Source organism: Martelella mangrovi (assembly GCF_040545495.1).
Lineage (GTDB): Bacteria > Pseudomonadota > Alphaproteobacteria > Rhizobiales > Rhizobiaceae > Martelella > Martelella mangrovi.
The window spans coordinates 250,321-272,794 of record NZ_JBEPLY010000003.1; the positions used below are offsets into that span (position 1 = coordinate 250,321).

16 protein-coding genes are annotated in these 22,474 nt (G+C 60.4%); 11 read left to right on the forward strand and 5 right to left on the reverse strand.

All coding sequences use genetic code 11. From position 1 onward, the window contains the following. Positions 1 to 71 precede the first annotated feature (71 nt). From ccmI to ABID12_RS05945, 8 genes are all read left to right on the forward strand, one after another. Entirely contained in the window at positions 72 to 1,208 is a 1,137-nt protein-coding gene (gene ccmI / locus ABID12_RS05910; protein WP_354433470.1) for a c-type cytochrome biogenesis protein CcmI, read from the forward strand. Beyond that, entirely contained in the window at positions 1,205 to 1,654 is a 450-nt protein-coding gene (ccmE, locus tag ABID12_RS05915) for a cytochrome c maturation protein CcmE (protein WP_106305005.1), read from the forward strand. The genes ccmI and ccmE overlap by 4 nt, the downstream gene beginning before the upstream one ends. After that, entirely contained in the window at positions 1,651 to 3,639 is a 1,989-nt protein-coding gene (locus tag ABID12_RS05920; protein ID WP_354433471.1) for a heme lyase CcmF/NrfE family subunit, read from the forward strand. The genes ccmE and ABID12_RS05920 overlap by 4 nt, the downstream gene beginning before the upstream one ends. Beyond that, complete coding sequence (locus ABID12_RS05925) at positions 3,636 to 4,100, forward strand: cytochrome c-type biogenesis protein (RefSeq protein WP_354433472.1); 465 nt, start codon at positions 3,636 to 3,638, stop codon at positions 4,098 to 4,100. Before ABID12_RS05920 ends, ABID12_RS05925 begins: the two co-directional genes overlap by 4 nt. 108 nt (positions 4,101 to 4,208) lie before the next feature. Continuing rightward, the gene (locus ABID12_RS05930) at positions 4,209 to 5,744 is read left to right on the forward strand and encodes a Do family serine endopeptidase (protein WP_354433473.1); all 1,536 of its coding nucleotides are present in this window, start codon (positions 4,209 to 4,211) and stop codon (positions 5,742 to 5,744) included. Between the two features lie 134 nt (positions 5,745 to 5,878). Further along, complete coding sequence (locus tag ABID12_RS05935; RefSeq protein WP_106304993.1) at positions 5,879 to 6,568, forward strand: response regulator transcription factor; 690 nt, start codon at positions 5,879 to 5,881, stop codon at positions 6,566 to 6,568. A 14-nt stretch (positions 6,569 to 6,582) separates the two neighbouring features. Beyond that, on the forward strand, positions 6,583 to 8,007 hold the full coding sequence (locus ABID12_RS05940; RefSeq protein WP_354433474.1) for a sensor histidine kinase: 1,425 nt from the start codon (positions 6,583 to 6,585) through the stop codon (positions 8,005 to 8,007). Between the two features lie 104 nt (positions 8,008 to 8,111). Beyond that, entirely contained in the window at positions 8,112 to 11,087 is a 2,976-nt protein-coding gene (locus tag ABID12_RS05945; protein ID WP_354433475.1) for a bifunctional [glutamine synthetase] adenylyltransferase/[glutamine synthetase]-adenylyl-L-tyrosine phosphorylase, read from the forward strand. Between the two features lie 15 nt (positions 11,088 to 11,102). Here the strand turns inward: ABID12_RS05945 and ABID12_RS05950 are convergent, their stop codons facing one another. Next, positions 11,103 to 12,968, reverse strand: coding sequence for a hypothetical protein (locus tag ABID12_RS05950; protein ID WP_354433476.1), 1,866 nt, complete (start codon positions 12,966 to 12,968; stop codon positions 11,103 to 11,105). A 227-nt stretch (positions 12,969 to 13,195) separates the two neighbouring features. Further along, positions 13,196 to 15,844: an aminopeptidase N gene (pepN, locus tag ABID12_RS05955; protein WP_354433477.1), complete on the reverse strand. Its 2,649-nt coding sequence runs from the start codon at positions 15,842 to 15,844 to the stop codon at positions 13,196 to 13,198. A gap of 189 nt (positions 15,845 to 16,033) precedes the next feature. Between pepN and ABID12_RS05960 the strand changes: the two genes are divergently transcribed. Then, positions 16,034 to 16,981 (forward strand): DMT family transporter, encoded by a 948-nt coding sequence (locus tag ABID12_RS05960; RefSeq protein WP_354433478.1) that lies wholly within the window; start codon positions 16,034 to 16,036, stop codon positions 16,979 to 16,981. A gap of 273 nt (positions 16,982 to 17,254) precedes the next feature. Here the strand turns inward: ABID12_RS05960 and ABID12_RS05965 are convergent, their stop codons facing one another. Further along, positions 17,255 to 18,520, reverse strand: a complete 1,266-nt coding sequence (locus tag ABID12_RS05965) for an MFS transporter (RefSeq protein WP_354433479.1) — start codon at positions 18,518 to 18,520, stop codon at positions 17,255 to 17,257. A 221-nt stretch (positions 18,521 to 18,741) separates the two neighbouring features. On the opposite strand from ABID12_RS05965, the gene ABID12_RS05970 reads away from it, so the two are divergent. Both ABID12_RS05970 and ABID12_RS05975 read left to right on the forward strand, forming a co-directional pair. Continuing rightward, complete coding sequence (locus ABID12_RS05970; protein ID WP_354433480.1) at positions 18,742 to 19,590, forward strand: hypothetical protein; 849 nt, start codon at positions 18,742 to 18,744, stop codon at positions 19,588 to 19,590. A gap of 219 nt (positions 19,591 to 19,809) precedes the next feature. Then, positions 19,810 to 21,090, forward strand: coding sequence for a PAS domain-containing protein (locus ABID12_RS05975; RefSeq protein WP_354433481.1), 1,281 nt, complete (start codon positions 19,810 to 19,812; stop codon positions 21,088 to 21,090). A gap of 122 nt (positions 21,091 to 21,212) precedes the next feature. On the opposite strand, the gene ABID12_RS05980 is transcribed toward ABID12_RS05975, so the two are convergent. Then, on the reverse strand, positions 21,213 to 21,371 hold the full coding sequence (locus ABID12_RS05980; protein ID WP_181190713.1) for a hypothetical protein: 159 nt from the start codon (positions 21,369 to 21,371) through the stop codon (positions 21,213 to 21,215). A gap of 236 nt (positions 21,372 to 21,607) precedes the next feature. Then, positions 21,608 to 22,459, reverse strand: coding sequence for a uracil-DNA glycosylase (locus tag ABID12_RS05985; RefSeq protein ID WP_354433482.1), 852 nt, complete (start codon positions 22,457 to 22,459; stop codon positions 21,608 to 21,610). Positions 22,460 to 22,474 lie beyond the last annotated feature (15 nt).

A 22,474-nucleotide genomic window follows, 5' to 3' on the forward strand; every position in this document is an offset into this window, starting at 1 on the left:
TGTGGCAGAGTGGAGCAATAAGCCTTTAATCTATTGGCTATTTTGCGAGGGTGGCGTACGAAGGTAGTGTTATGATTTTCGCCACCGTTGCCCTCGTCATGCTCCTTGTTGCAGCCGTTGCGGTTGCGCTTCCGCTTTTTCGGCAATCGGGTCAGGCCGAGGATGACGCCGCCGCCGGCCAGGCTGCCGTCTACCGCGATCAATTGCTGGAAATTGAGCGGGAACGTAAGGACGGGCTGCTCAGCGAGCAGCAATATGAGGCCTCGCGGGCCGAGATCGGAAGACGATTGCTCGCTGTCGATGATAGCAGCGGCAAGGCTGGCGTACCCGGCGGCAATCAATCCTTTATGCGGTGGGGCGCCATTGCCGCAATCGTGGTTTTGATGGTTGGCGGGGGGCTTGTTTACCCGCTTGTGGGAACGCCCGGCGCTTCTGATCAGCCGCTGGCTGCCCGAATGAACGCCGATGAGCCGGACCTTGCCGTTCTGGTGGCGCGCGTGGAACAACATCTGGCGGAACATCCCGACGACGGGCGCGGATGGGATGTGATCGCGCCGATTTATCTTCGTGAAAACCGTTTTGAGGATGCGCAGGACGCCTATGCCAATGCGATCCGTGTTTCCGGCCCCACTGCCGAACGCCTTGCCGGGCTTGGTGAAGCAATCGTTGCCCTGAACGCGGGCGTTGTTACCGATGAGGCGCTGGACGTGTTCCGGCAGGCCGAGGCGATCGATCCGGACGAGCTGCGGACGCTCTATTTCATTGCGCTTGCGGCTGAACAATCGGGCGATTTCGCCGTGGCCGTCGAACGGTTCGAACGTTTGCAGGCAGCGCTTCCGGCCAGTTCTCCCTGGCGGGATATGGTTGCCAGCCGTATCGCGCAGAATAATCAGCAGCTTGCCGATAATGGCGTTGTTGCAAACGGGCCGGATGAAGAGGCGGTTGCCGCCGCCGCCGAGCTCTCCAGGCAGGCGCGTGCAGACATGATTGACGGCATGGTCTCGGGGCTTGAGCAGAGACTGGATGAAAACCCCGATGATATCGATGGCTGGATGCGTCTGATACGGTCATATGCCGTGCTTGGGCAGCAGGATAATGCGGCTTTGGCACTTGAGGAAGCAATCGGTTACTATGGAGAGGGAAGCGAAGCGGCCGCACGTTTGACGGCCTTTGGGGATTCGTTGCAGGTTTCGGGAGTAGAGCCTTGAATCGAAAGAAGAAAAGGCTGGCGGTCATAGCTGGCGGTGTCGGTTTTATCGCGGTAGCGGTGTTGCTGGTGCTGTTCGCGCTTTCGCGCAGCGTTTCCTATTTCTACATGCCTTCCGATCTTGCCGAAAAACCGGTCGGCGAAGGAACGCGCATCCGGCTTGGCGGGCTTGTCGAAGAGGGCTCGATCAAGCGCGTCGAAAATTCAAATGTTCTTTTCACCGTGACTGACGGTGGCGGTGCCGTTGAGGTGCGCTATGCCGGGATATTGCCGGACCTGTTCCGCGAAGGGCAGGGTGTGGTGACCGAGGGCCGGTTTGATGGCGACGGTGCCTTTCACGCCGATACCGTGCTTGCCAAGCATGACGAGAACTACATGCCCAGAGAAGTTGCCGAGCGTCTGAAGGAAGACGGCGTGTGGGAAGGCGAAGGGGAGGCCGCTCCGTGACGGTCGAACTTGGACTTTTCGCACTGGTTCTGGCACTTGCCGTTGCGCTGGCGACCTTCATCGTACCGATGATCGGCGTCAGGCGAAACAGCTCGCAGCTGATGTCGGTTGCCGTCAGTGGCACGCTGACGCTCTTTGCCCTGGTGGCGCTCTCCTTCGGCGTGCTGATCCGCAGCCATCTTGTTTCCGATTTTTCGGTCCGCAATGTCTGGGAGAACTCCCATTCGCTGATGCCGCTGGTCTACAAGTTTTCCGGTGTCTGGGGGAACCACGAGGGATCGATGATGCTCTGGCTTCTGATCCTGACACTGTTCAGCGCGCTCGTAGCGGCCTTCAGCCGGAACCTCCCCGATGACCTTCGGGCCAATGTGCTTTCGATCCAGGCGCTGATCGCGATGGCCTTTCTGCTGTTCATTATCACGACGTCGAACCCGTTCATGCGGTTGTTTCCGGTGCCCGGTGAGGGTCAGGATCTCAACCCGGTTCTTCAGGATTTCGGTCTCGCGATCCACCCGCCTCTGCTCTATCTCGGCTATGTCGGCTTTTCGGTCTGTTTTTCCTTTGCGGTCGCTGCCCTTGTCAGCGGGCGGATCGACGCGGCTTGGGCGCTTTGGGTGCGACCGTGGGCGTTGCTGGCATGGCTGTTTCTGACAGCCGGTATCGCGATGGGCTCCTACTGGGCCTATTACGAACTTGGCTGGGGCGGCTGGTGGTTCTGGGACCCGGTTGAAAACGCCTCGTTCATGCCGTGGCTTGCCGGCACGGCCCTTCTGCATTCCGCACTGGTGATGGAGAAACGTGAAGCGTTGAAGATCTGGACGGTGCTGCTGTCGATCTTGACATTTTCGCTGTCTCTGCTCGGCACCTTTCTGGTCCGGTCCGGCGTTCTGACCTCTGTGCATGCCTTTGCGACCGACCCCACGCGCGGGATTTTCATTCTCGCCATCCTGGCGTTTTTCGTCGGCGGGTCGCTGGCGCTGTTTGCCTGGCGGGCGCCGCTGTTGCGCTCGGGCGGCCTGTTTTCGCCGATCTCGCGGGAGGGCGCGCTGGTCTTCAACAACCTGATCCTGACGGTTGCTGCGGGAACGGTTCTGACCGGCACCCTCTATCCGCTTCTGCTGGAAACGCTGACCGGTGACAAGATTTCCGTCGGTCCGCCCTTCTTCAACATGACTTTCGGGTTCCTGATGATCCCGCTTCTGCTTGCTGTTCCCTTTGGTCCGATGCTTTCCTGGAAACGGGGTGACCTGAAGGCTGCTAGCGAGCGCCTGCTGGTTGCCGGCATTCTTGCGCTCGTGCTGGCTGCCGGCTTCATCTATTTCCATTCCGGCGGGCCTGTGCTTTCTCTCTTTGGCGTGGCGATCGCCTTCTTCCTGATATTCGGCGCCGTGAGCGATCTCTGTTATCGCTCCGGGTTCGGCCGGATGCCGCTGTCGCGCGTCTGGCCAAGGCTTGTCGGTCTGCCGCGTTCCGCTTTCGGTACGGCGCTTGCCCATTTCGGCCTCGGCGTGACGGTGCTGGGCATTGTTGCCGTGTCTTTGTATGAAACCGAAGCGGTTCTGGAAATGACACCCGGGACCACCGTTGATGCCGGTGGCTATACGGTGACCTTCGACGGCACGACGCCGGTCAGAGGGCCGAACTATCTCGATGAACGGGGCATGTTCACGATCTCACGCGAAGGCCGTGTGGTCAGGAACAGCTATTCGGCCAAACGGGTTTATCTTTCCAACAACATGCCGACGACGGAGGCCGGGATATCCACATTTGGCCTCAGCCAGCTTTATGTCTCGCTTGGCGACGAGCGTGCCGATGGCGCCTGGGTGGTGCGAGTGTGGTGGAAACCGTTCATCCTGTGTATCTGGCTCGGCGGTGTCGCCATGGCGCTTGGCGGCGTGGTCTCGCTCACGGACCGCCGGCTTCGCGTCGGAGCGCCGGAACGCAGCCGCAAGCGCCGCGCAGTTGAGGCAGGGGCGGCAGGATGAGGTTCCGCGTTTTTGTGATCGCGCTTTTGCTGCTGTTGCCGCTGGCAACCGCCCGGGCGGTGACCCCCGACGAGGTGCTTGACGACCCGGCGCTGGAAGCCCGCGCGCGTGCGATTTCCGCGCAACTGCGCTGCATGGTGTGTCAGAACCAGTCGATCGATGATTCGAATGCAGATCTGGCGCGTGACCTCAGGCTGCTCGTGAGGGCCCGTCTTGTTGATGGCGACAGCGACGAAGAAGTGCTCGATTATGTCGTTTCCCGCTATGGCGAATTCGTGCTGCTGAAGCCGCGCCTTTCGCCCAAGACGTGGCTATTATGGGGCGCGCCGGGTGTTCTGATCGTGTTCGGAGGGCTGGTTTTGTGGCGGCTTTCGGCAAGCCGCCGTGCGCCGGATCGCCCGCTTTCAAAGGACGAAGAGGCCCGCCTGAACCGTCTGCTGGCTGATGGCGACGAGAATTAACAATCCGTCATTTTGTGGACAGATTTCTGTAAGGTCGTAACCTTTATAGTGCCTTTATCCGATTTGAAGACAGCTTCAAAACAGTCACTAAAGGAAAAGGTAGACCAGATGTTCGACCAGACTTCCGGACACAACAAGTTCAAGCCGATTTTGAAAGCATCGGCGGTTGCCGGTGTTGCCGCCGTTCTGTTTTCGGCGGGTGCGCCCCTTACAGTTCCCGAAGCGTACGCCGACGCGGTTCATGTCGATGCGCCGAAGGTACCGGGCTTTGCCGATGTGGTTGAAGCGGTATCGCCCGCCGTTGTTTCCGTTGTCGTTGAAAGCGATGTTCAGCCGGTCGCCCAGAATGATGGTTTCGGCTTTGGTTTCGGCGGTCGCGGCTTCGACAATCTTCCCGACGACCACCCCCTCAAGCGTTTCTTCCGTGATTTCGGCGCGCCCATCGAGCCACAAAAGCCGCCGCAGCCGCGCAATGGCGGTCCGCGTCCGGTGGCCCAGGGGTCGGGCTTCTTCGTGTCCGAGGATGGCTACCTCGTCACCAACAACCATGTTGTCCGCGAAGGCGATGCCTTTTCGGTACTGATGGATGACGGAACCGAATACGATGCCAAGCTCGTCGGAACCGACCCCCGCACCGACCTCGCCGTGCTCAAGGTCGATGCCGACCGTGACTTCACCTATGTGAATTTCGCCGATGATTCCAACCTGCGGGTCGGTGACTGGGTGGTTGCCGTCGGCAATCCATTCGGCCTTGGCGGCACGGTCACCTCGGGCATTGTCTCTGCGCTTGGACGCGATATCGCCTCCGGCCCCTATGACGACTACATTCAGGTTGACGCAGCGGTCAATCATGGCAATTCCGGCGGTCCGACCTTTGATCTCAACGGTGAGGTTGTCGGTATCAACACCGCCATCTTCTCGCCGTCGGGCGGCAATGTCGGCATTGCCTTCGCCATCCCGGCGCATCTGGCGCAGGATGTTGTCAACGATCTGATCGACGACGGCACCGTCGAACGCGGCTGGCTCGGTGTGCGCATCCAGCCTGTCACGGAGGATATTGCCGAATCGATTGGTCTCGCCAAGCCGGAAGGAGCGCTGATTTCCGAACCGACCTCCGACAGCCCCGGCGCGAAAGCCGGTCTGAAGCAGGGCGATGTGATTACCGCCGTTAACGGTGATGTCATTGAGGATGCCCGCTCGCTCTCGCGGATGATCGGCATGATGGAACCGGGTGACGATGTCGAGCTTTCCGTCTGGCGGGATGGCAGTTCCCAGATGATCGACGTCAAACTCGGTGAGTTCCCAACCGAAGACCAGCTCGCCGCATCCGAAGGACAGAGCGGTCCTGCCGAAAGCTCGCTGATGACCCAGATGGGCTTTGAGGTCCGGCCGGCAGATGACGGCAAGGGCGTGACGGTTACCGCCGTTGACCCGAATTCCGATGCTGCGGCCAAGGGGCTGAGCGAAGGACAGAATATCCTGAGCGTCAACAACAAGGAAGTTGCTTCGGCCGGCGATATTCTCAAGCAGGTCGAGGATGCCGCGAGCAATGGGCGCAAGCAGGCCCTGTTCCAGGTAGAAACCGAAAACGGCAGCATGTTCACCGCATTGCCGACCGGCAGTGACAACGAGGATGCCGGCTGACCGGCTCTGACGAAATGAACGAAGGGCGCACGGGAAAGCCTGTGCGCCCTTTTTGTTCAGCCCCTTGTGGAGTTGCTGTGATGTCTTTTGATGAAACCCATGAGGCAGCTTGTAACGCGGATGACAATGGCGATATGGTCGCCGCCATGCGCGTACTGGTTATTGAAGACGATCTTGAGGCAGCTGCCTACCTGACCAAGGCCTTTCGTGAGGCCGGCATCACCTGCGAACATGCGGGCGATGGCGAGAGCGGTTTGTTCATGGCGAGCGAAAACGAGTATGACGTGCTGGTTGTCGACCGCATGCTGCCGCGGCGCGACGGACTGTCGGTCATTTCCGCGCTGCGGGCGCGCGGCGTTCACACCCCCGTTCTCATCTTGTCGGCGCTGGGCCAGGTCGACGACCGGGTCACCGGTCTTCGGGCAGGCGGTGATGATTATCTGCCCAAGCCCTATGCGTTTTCCGAGCTTCTGGCGCGGGTGGAAGTGCTTGGTCGGCGCAAGGGCGCGCCGGAGCAGGAGGTCGTCTACCGTGTCGGCGATCTGGAACTCGACCGCCTTTCGCACGAGGTTCGCCGGGCCGGGCGCGAAATCACGCTGCAGCCACGCGAATACCGGCTGCTCGAATATCTGATGAAGAATGCCGGGCAGGTCGTCACCCGGACGATGCTTCTGGAAAACGTCTGGGACTATCACTTCGATCCGCAGACCAATGTGATCGATGTGCACGTGTCGCGGCTGCGATCCAAGATCGAGAAGGACTTCGACAAGCCCCTGCTCAAGACGATCCGTGGTTCCGGCTATATGATCAAATACGACGCGTAGCACTGTTGGGCGTGATGAAAGAGCGTTTGCGTCTTCTGTTCAAATCGACCGCAGTCCGGCTCTCGGCCGTCTATATCCTGCTGTTCGGGCTCTGCGCCGCGGTCATGGTCTTCTATGTCACGGCCGTCTCCGAAGACCTCGTCTTGCGCCAGACGCGGGAATCGCTTCAACATGAAGTTTCCCAGTTCGATCTTTCCTACGAAAAAGGCGGCATTCGGCGGGTTTTCAATATTATCGAGCGACGCGCGCGTCAGCCCGGTGCCAATCTTTATGTGATTGCCAGCCCGCAGGGCGAGATACTGGCAAGCAATGTCGCCTCGCTCCAGCCCGGTGTCCTGAGCAGGCTTGGCTGGATCGATCAGCCCTTCCGCTATGAGGGGTTTGCCGAGAACAACAGCGGAGCCCATGAAAACCTCGCCGCAGGCTATGTCATCGAACTCGACAACGGCATCCGGCTGTTGATCGGACGTGATCTGGGCGATCCCGAGCGGCTTCACATCATCATTCGGCAGGCCCTGTTGCTGGCCCTGATCATCATGGGGGTCGGCGCGCTGGTGATCTGGTTTGCAATCGGCCGCAATGCGCTCAAGCGCATGGATCGCATGTCGAGCGCCAGCAGCAAGATCATGGCCGGCGATCTCTCCCAGCGCCTTCCCGTTGCCGGTTCCGGCGATGAATTCGACCGGTTGTCGAATGCCCTCAACCTGATGCTCGACCGGATCGTACGGTTGAACGAGGGGCTGCGTCAGGTCTCCGACAATATCGCCCACGATCTCAAGACACCGCTGACGCGTCTGCGCAACAAGGCCGCCGATGCCGCCGCAACGGAAAACCCCGAGGAACGTCGTACGGCGCTTGAGGGCATCATCGCCGAATCGGACCAGTTGATCCGCACCTTCAATGCGCTGCTGATGATCTCCCGCGTCGAGGCGGGGGCGGTTGCTGCCGAAATGTCTCCCGTCAGCCTGTCTGCGATTGTCGAAGACAGTGCCGAGCTTTACGGCCCTGTTGCCGAGGAGGCCGGCCTCGCACTTGATTGCGCCATCGAACCGGAACTGTCGGTCAGCGGCAATCGTGAGCTGATCGGCCAGGCAATCTTCAATCTTCTCGACAATGCCATCAAATATTCCGAGGGCAGCGGTCAGTCGATACATCTGTCGCTGAAGCGTGAGGGTGACCGGGCTGTGTTCACCGTCGCCGATAACGGACCCGGTATTCCGCCCTCGCGTATGGACGATGTCAAACAGCGTTTCTTCCGGCTTGATGAAAGCCGCTCCAAACCCGGAACCGGTCTCGGGCTTTCCCTCGTTGACGCGGTTGCGGCCTTGCATGGCGGCGTCTTCTCGCTCAGGGAGGCCAGGGATATGGTCGACGGCTATGCCGGTCTTGCAGCCATGCTGAGCTTTCCGCTCATTGAGGCGCAACACGGTTCCGGTTGAGCCCGCCGGGCATTTCTGTTGCTCTTTTGCTTTAAGCCTGCCGCACACGATGTTAGAGCCTTTCAGGGCTCTAGAGCTGACAAGACAGCATGGCGGAGGAAAACATGAGCGAACGGGCACACAAGACACTGCGTGAGTTTTCAGGAAAGCCTGTATTTCCGCTGAATGACGAATTGTTCATGGCTGCCCGCAGCGAGCTGTCGGCTGCGGCGGAAAAGCATGACCTCCCGGCATTTCTCGCTGACGGGGAGGACCGGCTGACGGCTTTTCTCGCAACCGCCTTTTCGCTTTCGCCCTTCCTGTTTGACAGTTTTCGCGCGCATCCGGAACTGCTTGAGCACATCGACGAGCCGTTCATTCCACAGCTTGAACGCATCACGCAACAGGCGCGCGACGCGTGGCGTGATCCGGAGGGAAAGACCGGCGACAGCGACATCATGGTGCGGCTCAGGACTGCAAAGCGGCGCATTGCGTTCTTGACGGCGCTTGCCGATCTGGCCGGAATGATCTCGCCGGAAGAAACGACGGCCTTTCTGAGTGACTTTGCAAGCGCGGCCGTCGCCGCGACAGTCGACCACCTGCTGGTTTCAGCCGCCGGGGAAAACAAGCTGACGCTGAAGGATCCGGATGCCCCCTCCGCGCAATCAGGCATCGTCGTTCTGGGCATGGGGAAACTGGGCGCTTGCGAGCTGAATTACTCTTCCGATATCGACATTGTCGTCTTTTTTGATCCTGACGCCGGGATATTCAGTGAAGGGGATGACCCGCGCTCGCTTTTGCCCCGCCTGATGCGTCGCCTCATCCGCATTCTGCAGGAGCGCACCGGCGATGGCTATGTGTTCCGTACGGATATGCGGCTGCGGCCGGATCCCGGTTCCACGGCCCTGGCGATCCCTGTGGAGGCTGCGCTTCTCTATTATGAAAGCCGTGGCCAGAACTGGGAACGTGCCGCCTATATCAAGGCGCGGCCGATTGCCGGCGACCTTGCCGCCGGCGAGACCTTTCTGGGCGAGATGATTCCATTCATTTTCCGCAAATATCTCGACTATGCGGCGATTGCCGATATCCACTCCATCAAACGGCAGATTCATGCGCACAAGGGGTTTGGTCTCGTCGCCGTTCATGGGCATAACGTCAAACTCGGGCGCGGTGGCATTCGCGAGATCGAGTTTTTCGTCCAGACCCAGCAATTGATCGCCGGCGGGCGCATGCCCGAATTGAGATGCCGCAGGACGGTCGATGCCTTGGAAGCCCTGCGCGAAGCACGCTGGATCGACAAGGCGACGACCGATGAACTGACCACGGCCTACTGGTTCCTGCGCAATGTCGAACACCGCATCCAGATGGTGCGTGACGAGCAAAGCCATGTGCTGCCTGAAGATGACGACGGTCTGCTGCGGATCGCCCGCATGAGCGGGTTTGAAACGACCGATGCCTTTTCCGAAGCGCTTCTCGATGCCCTCAAAACCGTTGAGCGGCGCTATGCCCGGCTGTTCGAGCGGGAGACAACGCTTTCCGGCGAGGCCGGCAATCTTGTGTTTACCGGTGAGGATGACGATCCTGGCACGCTGGAAACCCTGAGGAACCTCGGTTTCGAACGGCCGGAGGATATTTCCCGTGTCATCCGCACATGGCATTACGGCCGCTACCGGGCCACGCAGACGGGCAATGCGCGCCAGCGACTCACCGAGATCATGCCCGAGCTTCTGAAAGCCTTCGGCACAAGCCGCAGGGGCGATGAGGCGCTGTTGCGGTTCGATCGGTTCCTGTCCGGTCTACCGGCCGGCGTCCAGCTGTTTTCACTGCTGAAGAACAATCCGAACCTTCTGTTGCTGTTTGTCGAGATCATGTCGGCCGCGCCCCGGCTTGCCGAAATCGTTGCCCGACGCGCCCATATCGTCGACGGCATGCTCGATCCGGCGCTGATGACGGAAATCCCGACACGCGAATATCTGGTTGAACGGCTTGAAGCCTTCATGACCGGAGCGGATATCTATGAGGAGCGGCTCGACCGGTTGAGGATATTTGCAGCCGAGCAGCGTTTCCTGATCGGCATCCGGCTGGTGACCGGATCGATCAGTGGCTTTGCCGCCGGTCGTGCGCTGACCATGCTGGCGACGCTTGTCATCGACGAGGCGTTGCAGGGCGTGCTCGCCCAGATGGAAGAGACGCATGGCACGGTCGAGGGGCAGCGCACCTGCGTGCTGGCCATGGGCAAGCTCGGCAGCTCGGAACTGACGGCGGGATCGGATGTGGACGTGATTGTGCTTTACGATTGCGACGATCCGCTTTCCATGTCCTCGGGGCCGAAGCAACTTGATGTGCCGCGCTATTTCGCGCGCGTGACACAGCGCCTGGTGGCGGCTCTCAGCGCGCCGACGGCCGAAGGCGTGCTTTATGAAGTGGACATGCGGTTGCGGCCTTCCGGCAAGGCCGGGCCGCTTGCAACGAGGCTGGCGGCTTTTGAAAAATACCAGATGAACGAGGCCTGGACCTGGGAGCATATGGCGCTTTCACGCGCCCATCCGCTGTGCGGCGACCCGTCACTGATGGCGGATACCGGCAGCGTGATCGATGCCGTTCTGGGAATGCCGCGCGACCGCAACACGCTTGCCGGCGCTATCGCCGATATGCGCGCGCGCATCGAACGCGACAAGCCGGCCAGAAGCCAGTGGGATCTGAAACTCATTCCGGGCGGTCTGATCGATATCGAATTCATTGCACAGTACTGCCATCTGGCCTGCCATGTGCCGCGCGGCGAGATCGGTGGCTGCGAGGTGATGACCACGGATGACGTGCTGGCGCGCTTCGGCCCGGAAATCATGGAAGACGGTGATCTGGAAACGGTCCGCAGGGCACTGGCCCTTTATACCGATATCGCCCAGCTTACCCGCACATGCCTGAATGAGGGGTTCGAGCCGGACACGGCGCCCTCCGGTCTTCTCGAGCGTCTCTGCAAGCTGGCCGACTGCCCGGATATGAGTGCACTTGAAGTGCTGATCGCCGACCGGGCCGGCGAGGTGCGGGCGATCTTCGCAAAATTGCTGCCGGCCGCCGAGGATGATGAGGCCGCTGGTTAACGGTTTGGCAGATGCTCAGGCGACGATGCGCCGCACGACCGGGCCGTCCTGGCTGCTGTCCGATACACTTTCCGTGCCGTTATTTTCGAGGCGCTCGACCAATGCGTGGAGCGCCTTGCCGCCGTCGTGAATGTGGCGGGCATATTCGCAAAGCTTGCCGTCCGGTGAACGGGTCTTTTCCGTTTCGGCAATCATCAGTTCCGAAAAACCGAGGACCGCGGTGAGCGATGTGCGGATTTCTGCTGAAACGCACGGAGTGGCTGCCGTTTCGGTTCCGGTGGTCAGGGCGGGGGTGTCGGCCTGTCTTTCCTGCGCGCGTTCCAGCGAGGCGCATCGCAGTTCAAGCTTGCGGCGGGCGCTGGCCATGGCGCTGACCTTTTCCCGCAGACGTTCCTGCTCCGCCTGAAGGCGGCCCTGTTCTTCCTTGAAGCGGGTAATGTCAGTGCCGACCGTCAGCGACGATCCGTTTGCGAAGCAGCGTTCCGCAAGCTGCATCCATTCCCCACGAGCCGTCCTGATTTCGGTTGCATCGATATTGTCACCGTGGGCGCGCCTTACGACGACGGGCCGGTCGTGCTCCTCGGTGTCGAGCAGGTCGCGCCGGATCGGAGCATTGGCGCCATCAAGGTCATAGGCCGCCTTGAAGGCATGGTTTGCAAGATCGAGGCTTCCATCCTTGCGCCACAGTGCAAGCGGCTGGGGAAGTGCATCGAAGGCCGTTTCCAGCATGCCGGCGCGGCGGGTTGCCGCCTCGAGCGCACGATGCCGGTCGGAGGCAACACGAATTGCAGCGCCCGATACGGTGACCGTGCCGGCTTTCTTTGCCGCATGGGCCCGGATTGCAAACAGGACGTAGTGACCGTCATTCTGCCGAATACGGAGATCGGCTTCGATCAATCCGTCATCGCAGGGGTGAAGTTTCCTGGACAGTCCGCAGCGGTCGTCCGGATGGACGAGGCCGAGCAGATCGCGGTAGGAAAGTTCGCGTGCTTTCGAGCCGAGACCGAGCGCCGCACTTGCCGAACCGTCGAGGACCGCCCGGCGGTTCGCCGGCGTGAACGACCACAGCCCCGCCTCGCCATTGGCCAGCATCACATCATGGGCCCTGCGTTCGGTCGACATGAGGTCGGTTGTCGCTTCCGCACGGCTGATCTGGGTGTAATAGGCATAGACCACGACGAGCAGCAGAAGTGCCATCGCCGCAAACAGGGTGACATTGAGATTGACCTCTGCACGCCAGAAGGCATTCATGCGCTCCATGGCGTGAAGGGCGACCACCATGCCGCCGCCGCTGCCGACCAGATGCATGGAAACCTGATAGGGCGCGCCGTCGATCCGGGTTTCAACCACCTGTCCGGCGGTGCGGGGATGCCGCGCCGATGTCAGTTCCGGAAACACCGAGGCGAGCGAGCGTCCGAGAAGATCTGCACGCGCTGCGGTTGCGGCAAGCACGGTTCCCGTCGTGTCGATCATCAGAAGGTCGGTATCCGGAGCGGCCGTGGTGAGCGCCGTCAACGCCTGCAACCTGTCATTGGCATCCGCGGCATTTACCGGTTCAAACAGTGCCGGTTGATCTTCCAGCGCGGCCAGAGCCATGGCCGAGGTCAGTTCGGTGGCCTGGCGCACCGCATCTTCCATCCGGGCATGGCTTGCCATCAGCGAGAAACCGCGCGCTGCGGCGACACAGATGAGAAAGGCGATGATCAGAAAGGGAATAGCCTTCTTGAGGGCCTGTTCGATGGCCGGACGGTTGGCTGCCGCCAGCACGCCAAGGGCCGGGAATCCCGATTGTTCCTGGTTTGAAGAGGCCTGTCGCGCTGTGAATCCGGCGCGCAAGCGCCCGTTCACTGCGGGCTCGTCCCACAGATCTGATCGTTTCATTTGCTCAAGTTCCCTCGTGTGATCCGCGAAACCGCCTTGCGAATCTACCCTAGTGAATCAAAGGTGATTCGGCTTGTCCAGCACCCAGAGGGAAGCTTTTGTTAACCATATATCAAATAAGGTTTTTTTGTGAGTTGACGGCCGCTTGATGCCAGGTCTGGACAACCTGTGGGGGCATCATGCGGCCGAAACGAGGACTCCGATTGCGCTTTTTGGCAAGTGCCAAATCAGCTTTTCAACATCCGATCGACAATATCGCGCAGGTTGCGAGACAGATCGTCATGCGCGGCAATGCGTTCGATCTGTTCGCGGGCAAGTGCACGCCTTGACGGTTCAAGCGCCTCAAAGGAACGCATTGCCGTCATAAGGCGTGCCGTGAGCGTGGCGTTGCGCTTGTCGGACGTCAGAATGAAATCGGCGAAAAACGCATAACCCGCGCCGTCAGGGCGATTGAAACCGGTCGGGTTCGACGAGGCGAATGCGCCGATCAGTGCGCGCACGCGGTTGGGATTGCCTTCATCGAAAGCCTCATCGCCCATCAGCTTGGTTACCCGTTCCAGCGTGTTTTCACCGGGCACAGTCGCCAGCGTGGAAAACCATTTGTCGAGCACCAGCGGTTCACCCGCAAAGCGACGCCTGAAATCGGCAAGGGCATTCTCCGCCTCGGCGGAACCGGCAAACTGGTGGGCGAGCACCCGCATCGCCGCCAGCATGTCGGTCATGTTGTCCGCGCTCTCATAGGCCTGGCTTGCGCGGCGAGGGGACTTTTCAGCCGCGGCGGCCAGAACGAGTGCCGCATTGCGCAGCGCCCGGCGTCCGGCGCTCTGTGCATCAGGGCTGAACGCGCCGCCATTGGCCATGTCTCCGGTCAGCTGTGCAAAGCTGTCGGCGCCCGCCTCGGCAATGGCTTCGATCACCGTATTGCGGGCCAGATGGATTGCATCCGGATCGATATCCGCTCCGATTTCCCGGCCGATATCGAGTTCGCCGGGAAGCGTCAGCGCCAGCGCCCGGAAGGCGGGTTCAAGTGCTGTGTCTTCCGCCGTGGCCACCAGTAGGTCGCTCAGCGCCGGATCGGTCGTGACCGGCCTGCCGGCCTTGACGTCTTCCGCAGCCTTGACCAGCACTTCAAGTGCCAGCGCATTGACCGTATCCCAGCGCGCCACCAGATCGCGTTCGGCGCCCGCAATACGCAGACGGTCTTCGCGCGACTGGTCAAAACGGATCTTTACCGGCGCGGAAAAATCGCGGTTGACCGAGACGGCGGGCCGCGCGCCGATCCCTTCGAATACGAAGGTCTGTTCGTCCTTTGTCAGTTCCAGCACATCCTTGCGGGATTCCCCGCCGGTAATCGCTGTCGGTGCCATGTCGGCGCCGTTCGGGCCGATCAGCCCGACCCGCAGCGGAATATGCAGTGGTTTCTTGATCTTTTCGTCCGGTGTCGGCGGTGTGGTCTGGCTCAGCGTCAGTTTCAGCTGCTGCTTGCGTTCGTCATAGAAGCTTGCGACCGAAATCACCGGTGTGCCCGCCTGGTGATACCAGAGCGCAAAATGGGTCAGGTCGTGGCCGGTCGCATCCTCGAAGCACTTCAGATAGTCCTCGATCGTGACCGCGCCGCCGTCATGGCGCTCGAAAAACAGATCGAGCCCCTTGCGGAACCCGTCCGGCCCCAGAAGCGTGGCGATCATCCGGGAAACCTCGGACCCCTTCTCATAGACCGTGGTCGTGTAGAAATTGTCGATTTCCAGATATTGCGTCGGGCGCACGGGATGGGCGAGCGGGCCGCCATCCTCGGGAAACTGGTGGGCGCGCAGGAACTTGACCTCATCGACACGCACGACCGGGCGCGAACGCTGGTCGGCGGAGAACTCGTGTTCGCGATAAACCGTGAGCCCTTCCTTGAGGCTCAGCTGGAACCAGTCGCGGCAGGTGATGCGGTTGCCGGTCCAGTTGTGAAAATACTCATGCGCCACCACAGCTTCGATCCGCGCATAGTCGTCATCTGTGGCCGTTTCGGGATCGGCGAGGATCAGCCGGTCGTTAAAGATGTTGAGGCCCTTGTTCTCCATCGCGCCCATATTGAAGTCGGAGACGGCGACGATCATGAAGATATCGAGATCATATTCCCGTCCGAAGCGCTCCTCGTCCCATTTCATGGCGCGTTTGAGCGAATCCATGGCATAGCCCGCACGCGCCGCCTTGCCGTGCTCGACATAGATCCTGAGTGCAACATGGCGGCCCGACATGGTCGTGAAACTGTCCTCGATCATCGTCAGATCGCCGGCGACCAGTGCGAAAAGATAGGACGGCTTCTTGAAGGGGTCGTGCCATTTCGCCATGTGTCGGCCATCGCCGAGGTCCTGTTCCTCCACGAGGTTGCCGTTGGACAGCAGCAGCGGGCAGGACTGTTTGTCGGCGATGATGGTGACGGTATAGACCGCAAGCACATCGGGCCGGTCATAAAAATAGGTGATGCGGCGAAAGCCTTCGGCCTCGCACTGGGTCGAGTAGATGCCGCTGGTGCGGTAGAGCCCCAGAAGTTCACTGTTGGCGGACGGGTTGATCCGCGTTTTGATCGTCAGCGTGAACGAGCCGTCTTCGGGAAGGTCGCGGATCGTCAGCGTGCTGGCGTCGCAGTCATAGCGTTCGGGCAGGAGTGGCTTGCCGTCGAGCGCAAGGCCGGAAAGGGCCAGGCCATCGCCGGCAAAGACCAGTGGCGCTGCCGGGTCTGCCCCGGGCCGCCGGTGCATGCGGATCTCGCTTCCCACAGTTGTCAGCGTCTCGCCGAGATCGAAAACAAGATCGATCGACTCGATGATGAAATCGGTCGGCTGATAGTCCTTCAGGTAAACGGTCCGGTTCGTGTCCGTACGCATGGGCTTCCTCTTTATAAAATTCTGTGCGGCTGTGCCGTTTGTTGCACAACAAAGCGCCGAAGCCGCAGAATTGCAAATGCTTCGCCGAATTTTCATGAAATCTGTACATCGAAGCGGCAATTGGCGTAAGGAGGGGGCACCCTTGCGGCCACATTTGCCGTCAAACCAAACGTCAGACCGTATTCTTCCATGCCCTTCGAAGCCAATGCCAACCCCTTGCGGGGTATTGTTCTCAAACTGTGCTCGATCCTTGCCTTTCTCTGCATGCAGACCTGTATCAAGCTTGCGGGAGAGGGGATTGCGCCGGGTCAGGTTACCTTTTTCCGTTCGTTTTTCGGCATCGCACCCATCATTGTCTACCTGTCCTGGCGGCATGAACTGAAGGGCGCCTACAAGACGCAGCGTCCCGTCGGACATTTCCTGCGGTCGCTGATTGGAATCACCTCCATGGGGATGGGGTTTTACGGGTTGATGCATCTGCCCCTGCCGGAGGTGATCGCGCTGGGCTATGCGATGCCGCTATTGTCCGTTGTTTTCGCCGCCCTGCTGTTGGGAGAGGCGGTGCGTATCTATCGCTGGTCGGCGGTCGGCATCGGGCTTTTCGGCGTCATGATCATCTCCTGGCCCAAGCTGACCCTGTTTCGTGAAGGCGGGATGGGGTCGACGGAAGCGCTTGCCGTAGCACTTGTGCTTGCCGGTGCGACCCTCGGTGCGCTGGCGATGATCCAGGTTCGTCGTCTGCTGATCACCGAGAAAGGGCCGACGATCGTGCTCTATTTCTCCAGCTTCGCCGCTCTGCTTTCTCTGGCGACGCTGCCCTTCGGCTGGTCGTCGCTTGCGGTCTGGCCGATGGTTCTGCTCATTCTCTCCGGCCTTTTCGGCGGCGTGGGGCAGATCATGATGACCGAATCATATCGTTTTGCCGATGCGTCCACGATTGCGCCTTTCGACTACAGCTCGATCATTTTCGGTATCGCAATTTCGTTCTTCATCTTCGGTGAAATTCCCACGATGAATACGCTGACCGGCTCGGTCTTTGTCGTCGGCGCCGGCATATTCATTATCTTTCGCGAGCACAGGCTGGGCCTTGAACGCCGGAAAATCCGGCGCGTTTCACCATCGCAGACGCCGAACTGAAATGCTCATACCAAGAGTCAATGATTAGGACCCATCTGACCGGAGCGATTTTGAAAGCCGGCTAGGCGAAAACCGCAGTCGTAGCCATAGCTACGGCGAGGATTTTCAACGCCGCAGGCTTTCAAAAGCGCCCGGCCCGTAGGGTGCGGCTGGAATGGCCACCGAGGGCGTCAAAATCCTCGCGCGATGCTACGGCATCGCTCTGCGGTATTTTCCTACTCGGACGACCATTCCAGCGCGCATCATATGGGTCCTAATCATTGACTCTTGGTATTATTCGTTCTGCGAGGCCGGGTCGTATTCCGCCTCGTAGTCAACGGCGATGCTGCCGGCCGGGTCGGTACCGCGCATGGGAACGGCAATCGCATGGAAGTCGGCACGATCGTCCGGCGAAACCGACGGATTACCGCGCATGACGCGCCAGCCGGCATAGGATGCGTAAAACGCAAAGCCGATCGCAAGATAGATCATCAGCCCGCGCGGGCCTGCCACTTCCATCGCGCCACCACCGATCAGCGGGCCGGCGACAGTGCCGAAACCGTAGAGCACCATCAGGGAACTGGAGATGGTGATGTATTCGCTCGGGTCTGCACGGTCGTTGGCGTATGCGACATTGAGCGCGTAGATGGGATAGAGCATGGAGCCGACGATGAAGGCCGAGCCGTAAAGCAGCTTCGGGGTTGACGGCGACATGAAGAACATCGCGATAGCCGCAATAACGCCGATGGCGCCGCAGGCGATCATCACATAGCGCCGGTCGGTCAGGTCGGAAATGCGCCCGATCGGGATCTGCCCGAGCGCGCCACCAGCCAGCACAAAGGCGAGCAGCGTGGCGCCCTGACCGGTCGTAAAGCCGCTTTGTGTGGTGTAAACGCCACCGAGACTGGACCACGTGCCTGACAGTATGCCGGCCAGGATGGCGCCGACGAAAGCGACGGGAGAACGCAGATAAAGCTTTCTGAGACCGAGCTGGACCTGTGCGATCGGGGCGGGGGACTGTGCCGTGGACAGCGCGGTCGGCAGAATGGCGATGGCAAAGACAATGCCGCAGACGATAAACAGCGAGGTGTTCAGCGGGTCGCCAAGCGGGACCAGATACTGTCCGCCGATCGAACCGGCCAGCGTCATCATCATATAGATCGAAAACACCGAGCCGCGCGTCTCGTTGGTCACCCGCTCATTCAGCCAGCTTTCGATCACCAGATAGCAGCCGGCCACGGCAAACCCGGAAATGGCCCTGAAGACGACCCAGGCCCGCCAGTCGACAACGAGAGAGCTGATCAGGATCGAGGCTGTCAGCAGGGTGATCAAGGCGCTGAACACGCGGACGTGACCGACGCGCAGCACCAGTTTCGGCGAAATGATGCACGACAGCGTAAAGCCGACCGTATAGCCGGTGGCGATGACTGAAATCAGAAACGGAGTCCAGCCTTCGGCGACCGAGCGCACCGGAATCAGGTAATTCATCAGCCCGTAACCGATCATCATCAGGACGGTCGAGAGCATCAGGGACGCGATAGAGACAAGACTGGCAAACATGGTTTTCGCTCGCTGCGGTTCGGGAACGTCTCTGGTTTCCGCCGGAAGCACGACCAGCGCGGCGAATTTTCCGCCTATAAAGTTTTGACGCCGCCCCTGCAACCGTTCGCACGGGATTTTTGCATCTGTATTTTCCAAACCGGATCAAGTAGGGTCCGGCCCTAATAAAGCCGGATTCGATATTGTTTCCGGTCAATAAGCGCCGACATCATACCCGAACAATGCCGCTTTCAGCACACACGATCGCGACCCATCCCTCATTTCTGGCTTCACTTTCGCTCTATGGCGACAGGCTGGATGGTGTCTATCAGGCAAACCCGCGCCTGGGGGCCAATTTCGCTTCGCACCGGCGCTGGCTGATTTCGCAATCGGCGCTTGCCCTCTACTGGGGCGAAAACGGCGATCTGACCGTCAACAACCTGATCGATGTGCTGAAGCCCTTCAGGGTCGCAAGCCCCAACACAATCCGAAATCATGTCGACGAATCCGTCAAATACGGTTTTCTTCAGCCTGATCCGGCCCATAAAAGCCTGCGCCCGCGTTATTTCGCGCCCTCGGAAATCGTTTGCGGTGCAATCGGGCAGTGGCTGGGCGCAAATTTCTCGGTGCTCGATGCGGTTGACGGCGCAGATCGGGTGTCCGCGTTCGCTGCCCGGCCTGAAACTATCCCTGCCATCCAGTCCCGCCTTGCCTGGAGCTGTCTTTACGATGCGGCATGGCGTGAGCCGCCGCCGCGTGTCGCGCTGTTGCAGAAGTCGATTTCGGGCGGATTGGTGATGGACAGTATCGTAAGCATGGCAGGGCGTCAGGCGTGCAGTGACGGCCGCTATCTGATCCCCGCAATCAACGCACGCGAGATGGCTGGACGTATCCTGATTTCACGTACGCATCTGCAGCGCATATTGCGCAAGGTCCTCGAGGTCGGTGCAATCGGCTGGACAGGCAAGCCGTTTGAAACCGGGATGTGGGTCGATCATACTTTCATCGATGAATATTGCCGTTGGCAGGCCGTCAAGGCGCAGCATCTGGATGCGGCCTTTGAGCATGTCGTCGCTGCGGGGAGAGGTTGAGCGCTAGTCATTGCTTGCCGGATCTCCTCCATAATATGCCGCCAGCGTGCGTTTGTTCCTACATTTGACAAAAATATTGACCAATATGCGATTTATCTCATGGGGCTCTCATGATCTCATGGTATCTTTGCGTATGTTCAGCGGTTGCCGCGATATGTTGATCCTGGCTGACCCGGTTTCGGCGCGTGAAGCGCCCGACTAGACAAACGGATGCGATTGATGAATTCCGAACTGCCACGAACGGCCGACAACAGACCGGTGGTGCAGACGCTTGATCGGGCACCCGAATGCATTTTGCTGGTCGATCCCGAAGGGGTTATCGAGGTTGCCAACAAGGCTGCCCTGGCGCTTCTGGGAACGGCCGAGGCCGATCTCTGCGGATCGAGGCTGGTATCCTGGTTTTCCGGGGAGGACCGCAGCAAGCTCGAAAAGGCAATGGTGCGGGTGCTGTCCGACGAGCCGGGCAGTCGCCTCGAAGAGGTTTCGGCGTTCTTTTCCGGCCGGCCGGGCGGCGGTTCAAATCTTTCGCTTGCCCGCATGCGCCATCGCGATTCTGTTTGCGTCGTCATCACCCCTGCTGCCGGGACGGGGGACGTGCCGCGCCGGGGGGCTGCGATGCCGAAGGTCAATGAGACGGAATTTGCGCCTTCGCCTCCGGTCGCTGCCCCGCCCGCCGTGGCCGCGCAGCCGGAAGAAACGGCAAACAGTATCTCCGGCAGATCCGGCCGGGCGGAACCTGCCCAACGCCTTATGCCCTGGTCTGTCGCGCGCGCCCGCCCGGCAACGGCGCGACTGCAACCTGTTTCAGAACATCCGGTTTCGCCAAAGCCTTCCGCCCATGCAGAGGCGGATGCGCATGGCGATGCTGCCTCTTTGCACGCCGACCGGATAAGCAATTCGGAAACTGCCGGGCAACGCCAGCCGCAGGAGGCTGACAGCGCTAACGCGCATGGCGATGAAATGGCTGCGCAATCGTCCGGGGCGCCGGCATCTGCGGTGTTGCGGCGTGATATCTATGCCGAGTTCGAGAGCGAGCGCGACAGGCAGGAGCGACAGTCGGGTGTTCCGTTGATTGCGCCCGGCAAGTGTCTTCGCACGGCGCTGCAGCGTCATCGCGACGAAGCGGTGGCCGAAAGCATCACGCTGACAACCGCCATTGACGACGGCGAAAGGATGGTGCCGGTCGACGAGGAAATGCTGACGGCGCTGTTTTCGGATCTGGTCGAACGGCTGGTTGCCGTGTCTCCGCCCTATTGTGATGCGGAGGTCAGGCTCGAGCCGGCCTCGCAAAACGGCTTCAGGGCGTTGTTTACCGATATCGGCAGAGGAATGAGCGAGAGCGAACTCGAGGCCGTTTTCAAACAGCCGGAACTGACCATGGGCATTTCGCACACATGTCTCGTGCGTGCGCAGGAGGCGGCTTCAAAGCTCGGCCTGAAATTCACGATCAGGACTGCTGTCGAAAGCGGAACGACAGCCGAAGTTTGCTGGGATGACTGAGAGCAAGCGGTAAAAACAGAAAAAGCCGGGAGAAATCCCGACTTTCCGATCAAAAACAGCAATATCCAGGCGAGATTTAACGCACAACATTACTGCTGTGCCGTCATTCCCGCCTGCTTAAATCAGGCGCCGAGCGCCCGCATTGCCGGACGGCGCGTGCTGGCATCGTGATGTCCGATGACCTTGGCAAAGCCCTTGGCGATCGCGCGGTCGATGCCCCGCTGACCGTGGTAGCCATTGGTCGAGCGTCCGAGTTCGAGAGAGAGGCGCGTATTCTGCATAAGGGTTGCGTCCATATCCTGTAAGTGTCTCATTGCCTTGGTTCCTGTGGATCCTCCCAAGACATGACCCTTTATCCCCGAAATGCCGGTTCCCAGCAATGGGGCCTGCCGTAGGGCAGCCATGCACCTGGCGCATGCCGGCGTAAACGATGCGTAAATTACGCTCAGGCAAACAGCGTTTGTCGCGCAGGGGCGGGCAATGCGGCCCGGTCTTTCGGGCGATTACGCGAGCAGCTCTAACCGAGGCGCGCCTTGAAGGAGAGCAGGTCCTGCCATGCCGGTTTCTTGTTGGCGGGGGCGGCGAGAAGCTCGGTCGGGGAAAAGGTCACCAGAACCTCGACGGCGTGTCCGTTGATCTCGCGCGTATGCCATTTGCCGCGCAGGTCGAACACCGTTTTGTTGCTGTCGATCATCATCCGGCAGGCAAAATTGCCGAGAACCAGAAGGATGCGCGGCTCGGCAAGCGCGATCTGGCGTTCAAGAAACGGCCGGCAGATATCCATTTCCGAATGGGTCGGGCTGCGGTCTCCGGGCGTGCGCCAGGGCAGGGCAGTGGTAACGGCAACGGTCTCCCGCGTCAGGCCGATTGCGGCAAGCATCCGCTCGAACAGGCCGCCGGCCCGTCCGGCAAGCGGAGCACCGTTGCGGTCATCGTCACCGGTGGGAAACCCGCATACGGCCAGAATGCCGGTGTCCGGCATTGCCTCCAGCGTGATCGTCGAGCGGGCATTATGCTTGAGATTGCACCCCGAAAACCCTTCCAGCACGGTCTTGAGTTCACCAAGCGACCGGGCGCTTTCAGCTGCAAACTGCGCATCGGAAACCGCCTTGTCGTCCGGTATGGTCGTTGTGCCGACGGGCGGACGCGGTGCAGGCGCAGCCTGCGGGGCCGCGGATGCTGCCGCCGGCGTCTTTTGCCGCGGCTCGGCCGGTCGGGGCTGAGGGGATTGAGAGGCGGCCGCACGGGTTTCGGTACGCACCGTCAGGTCGACGGGCGCGTCCTCGACAAGCACATCCACCCCGGCATCGGCATAAAAATGCAGAAGGGCGGCTGCCTCGTGTGCTGTCAGTTCCCGTGCGGACATCATTTCATGGGTTCCATG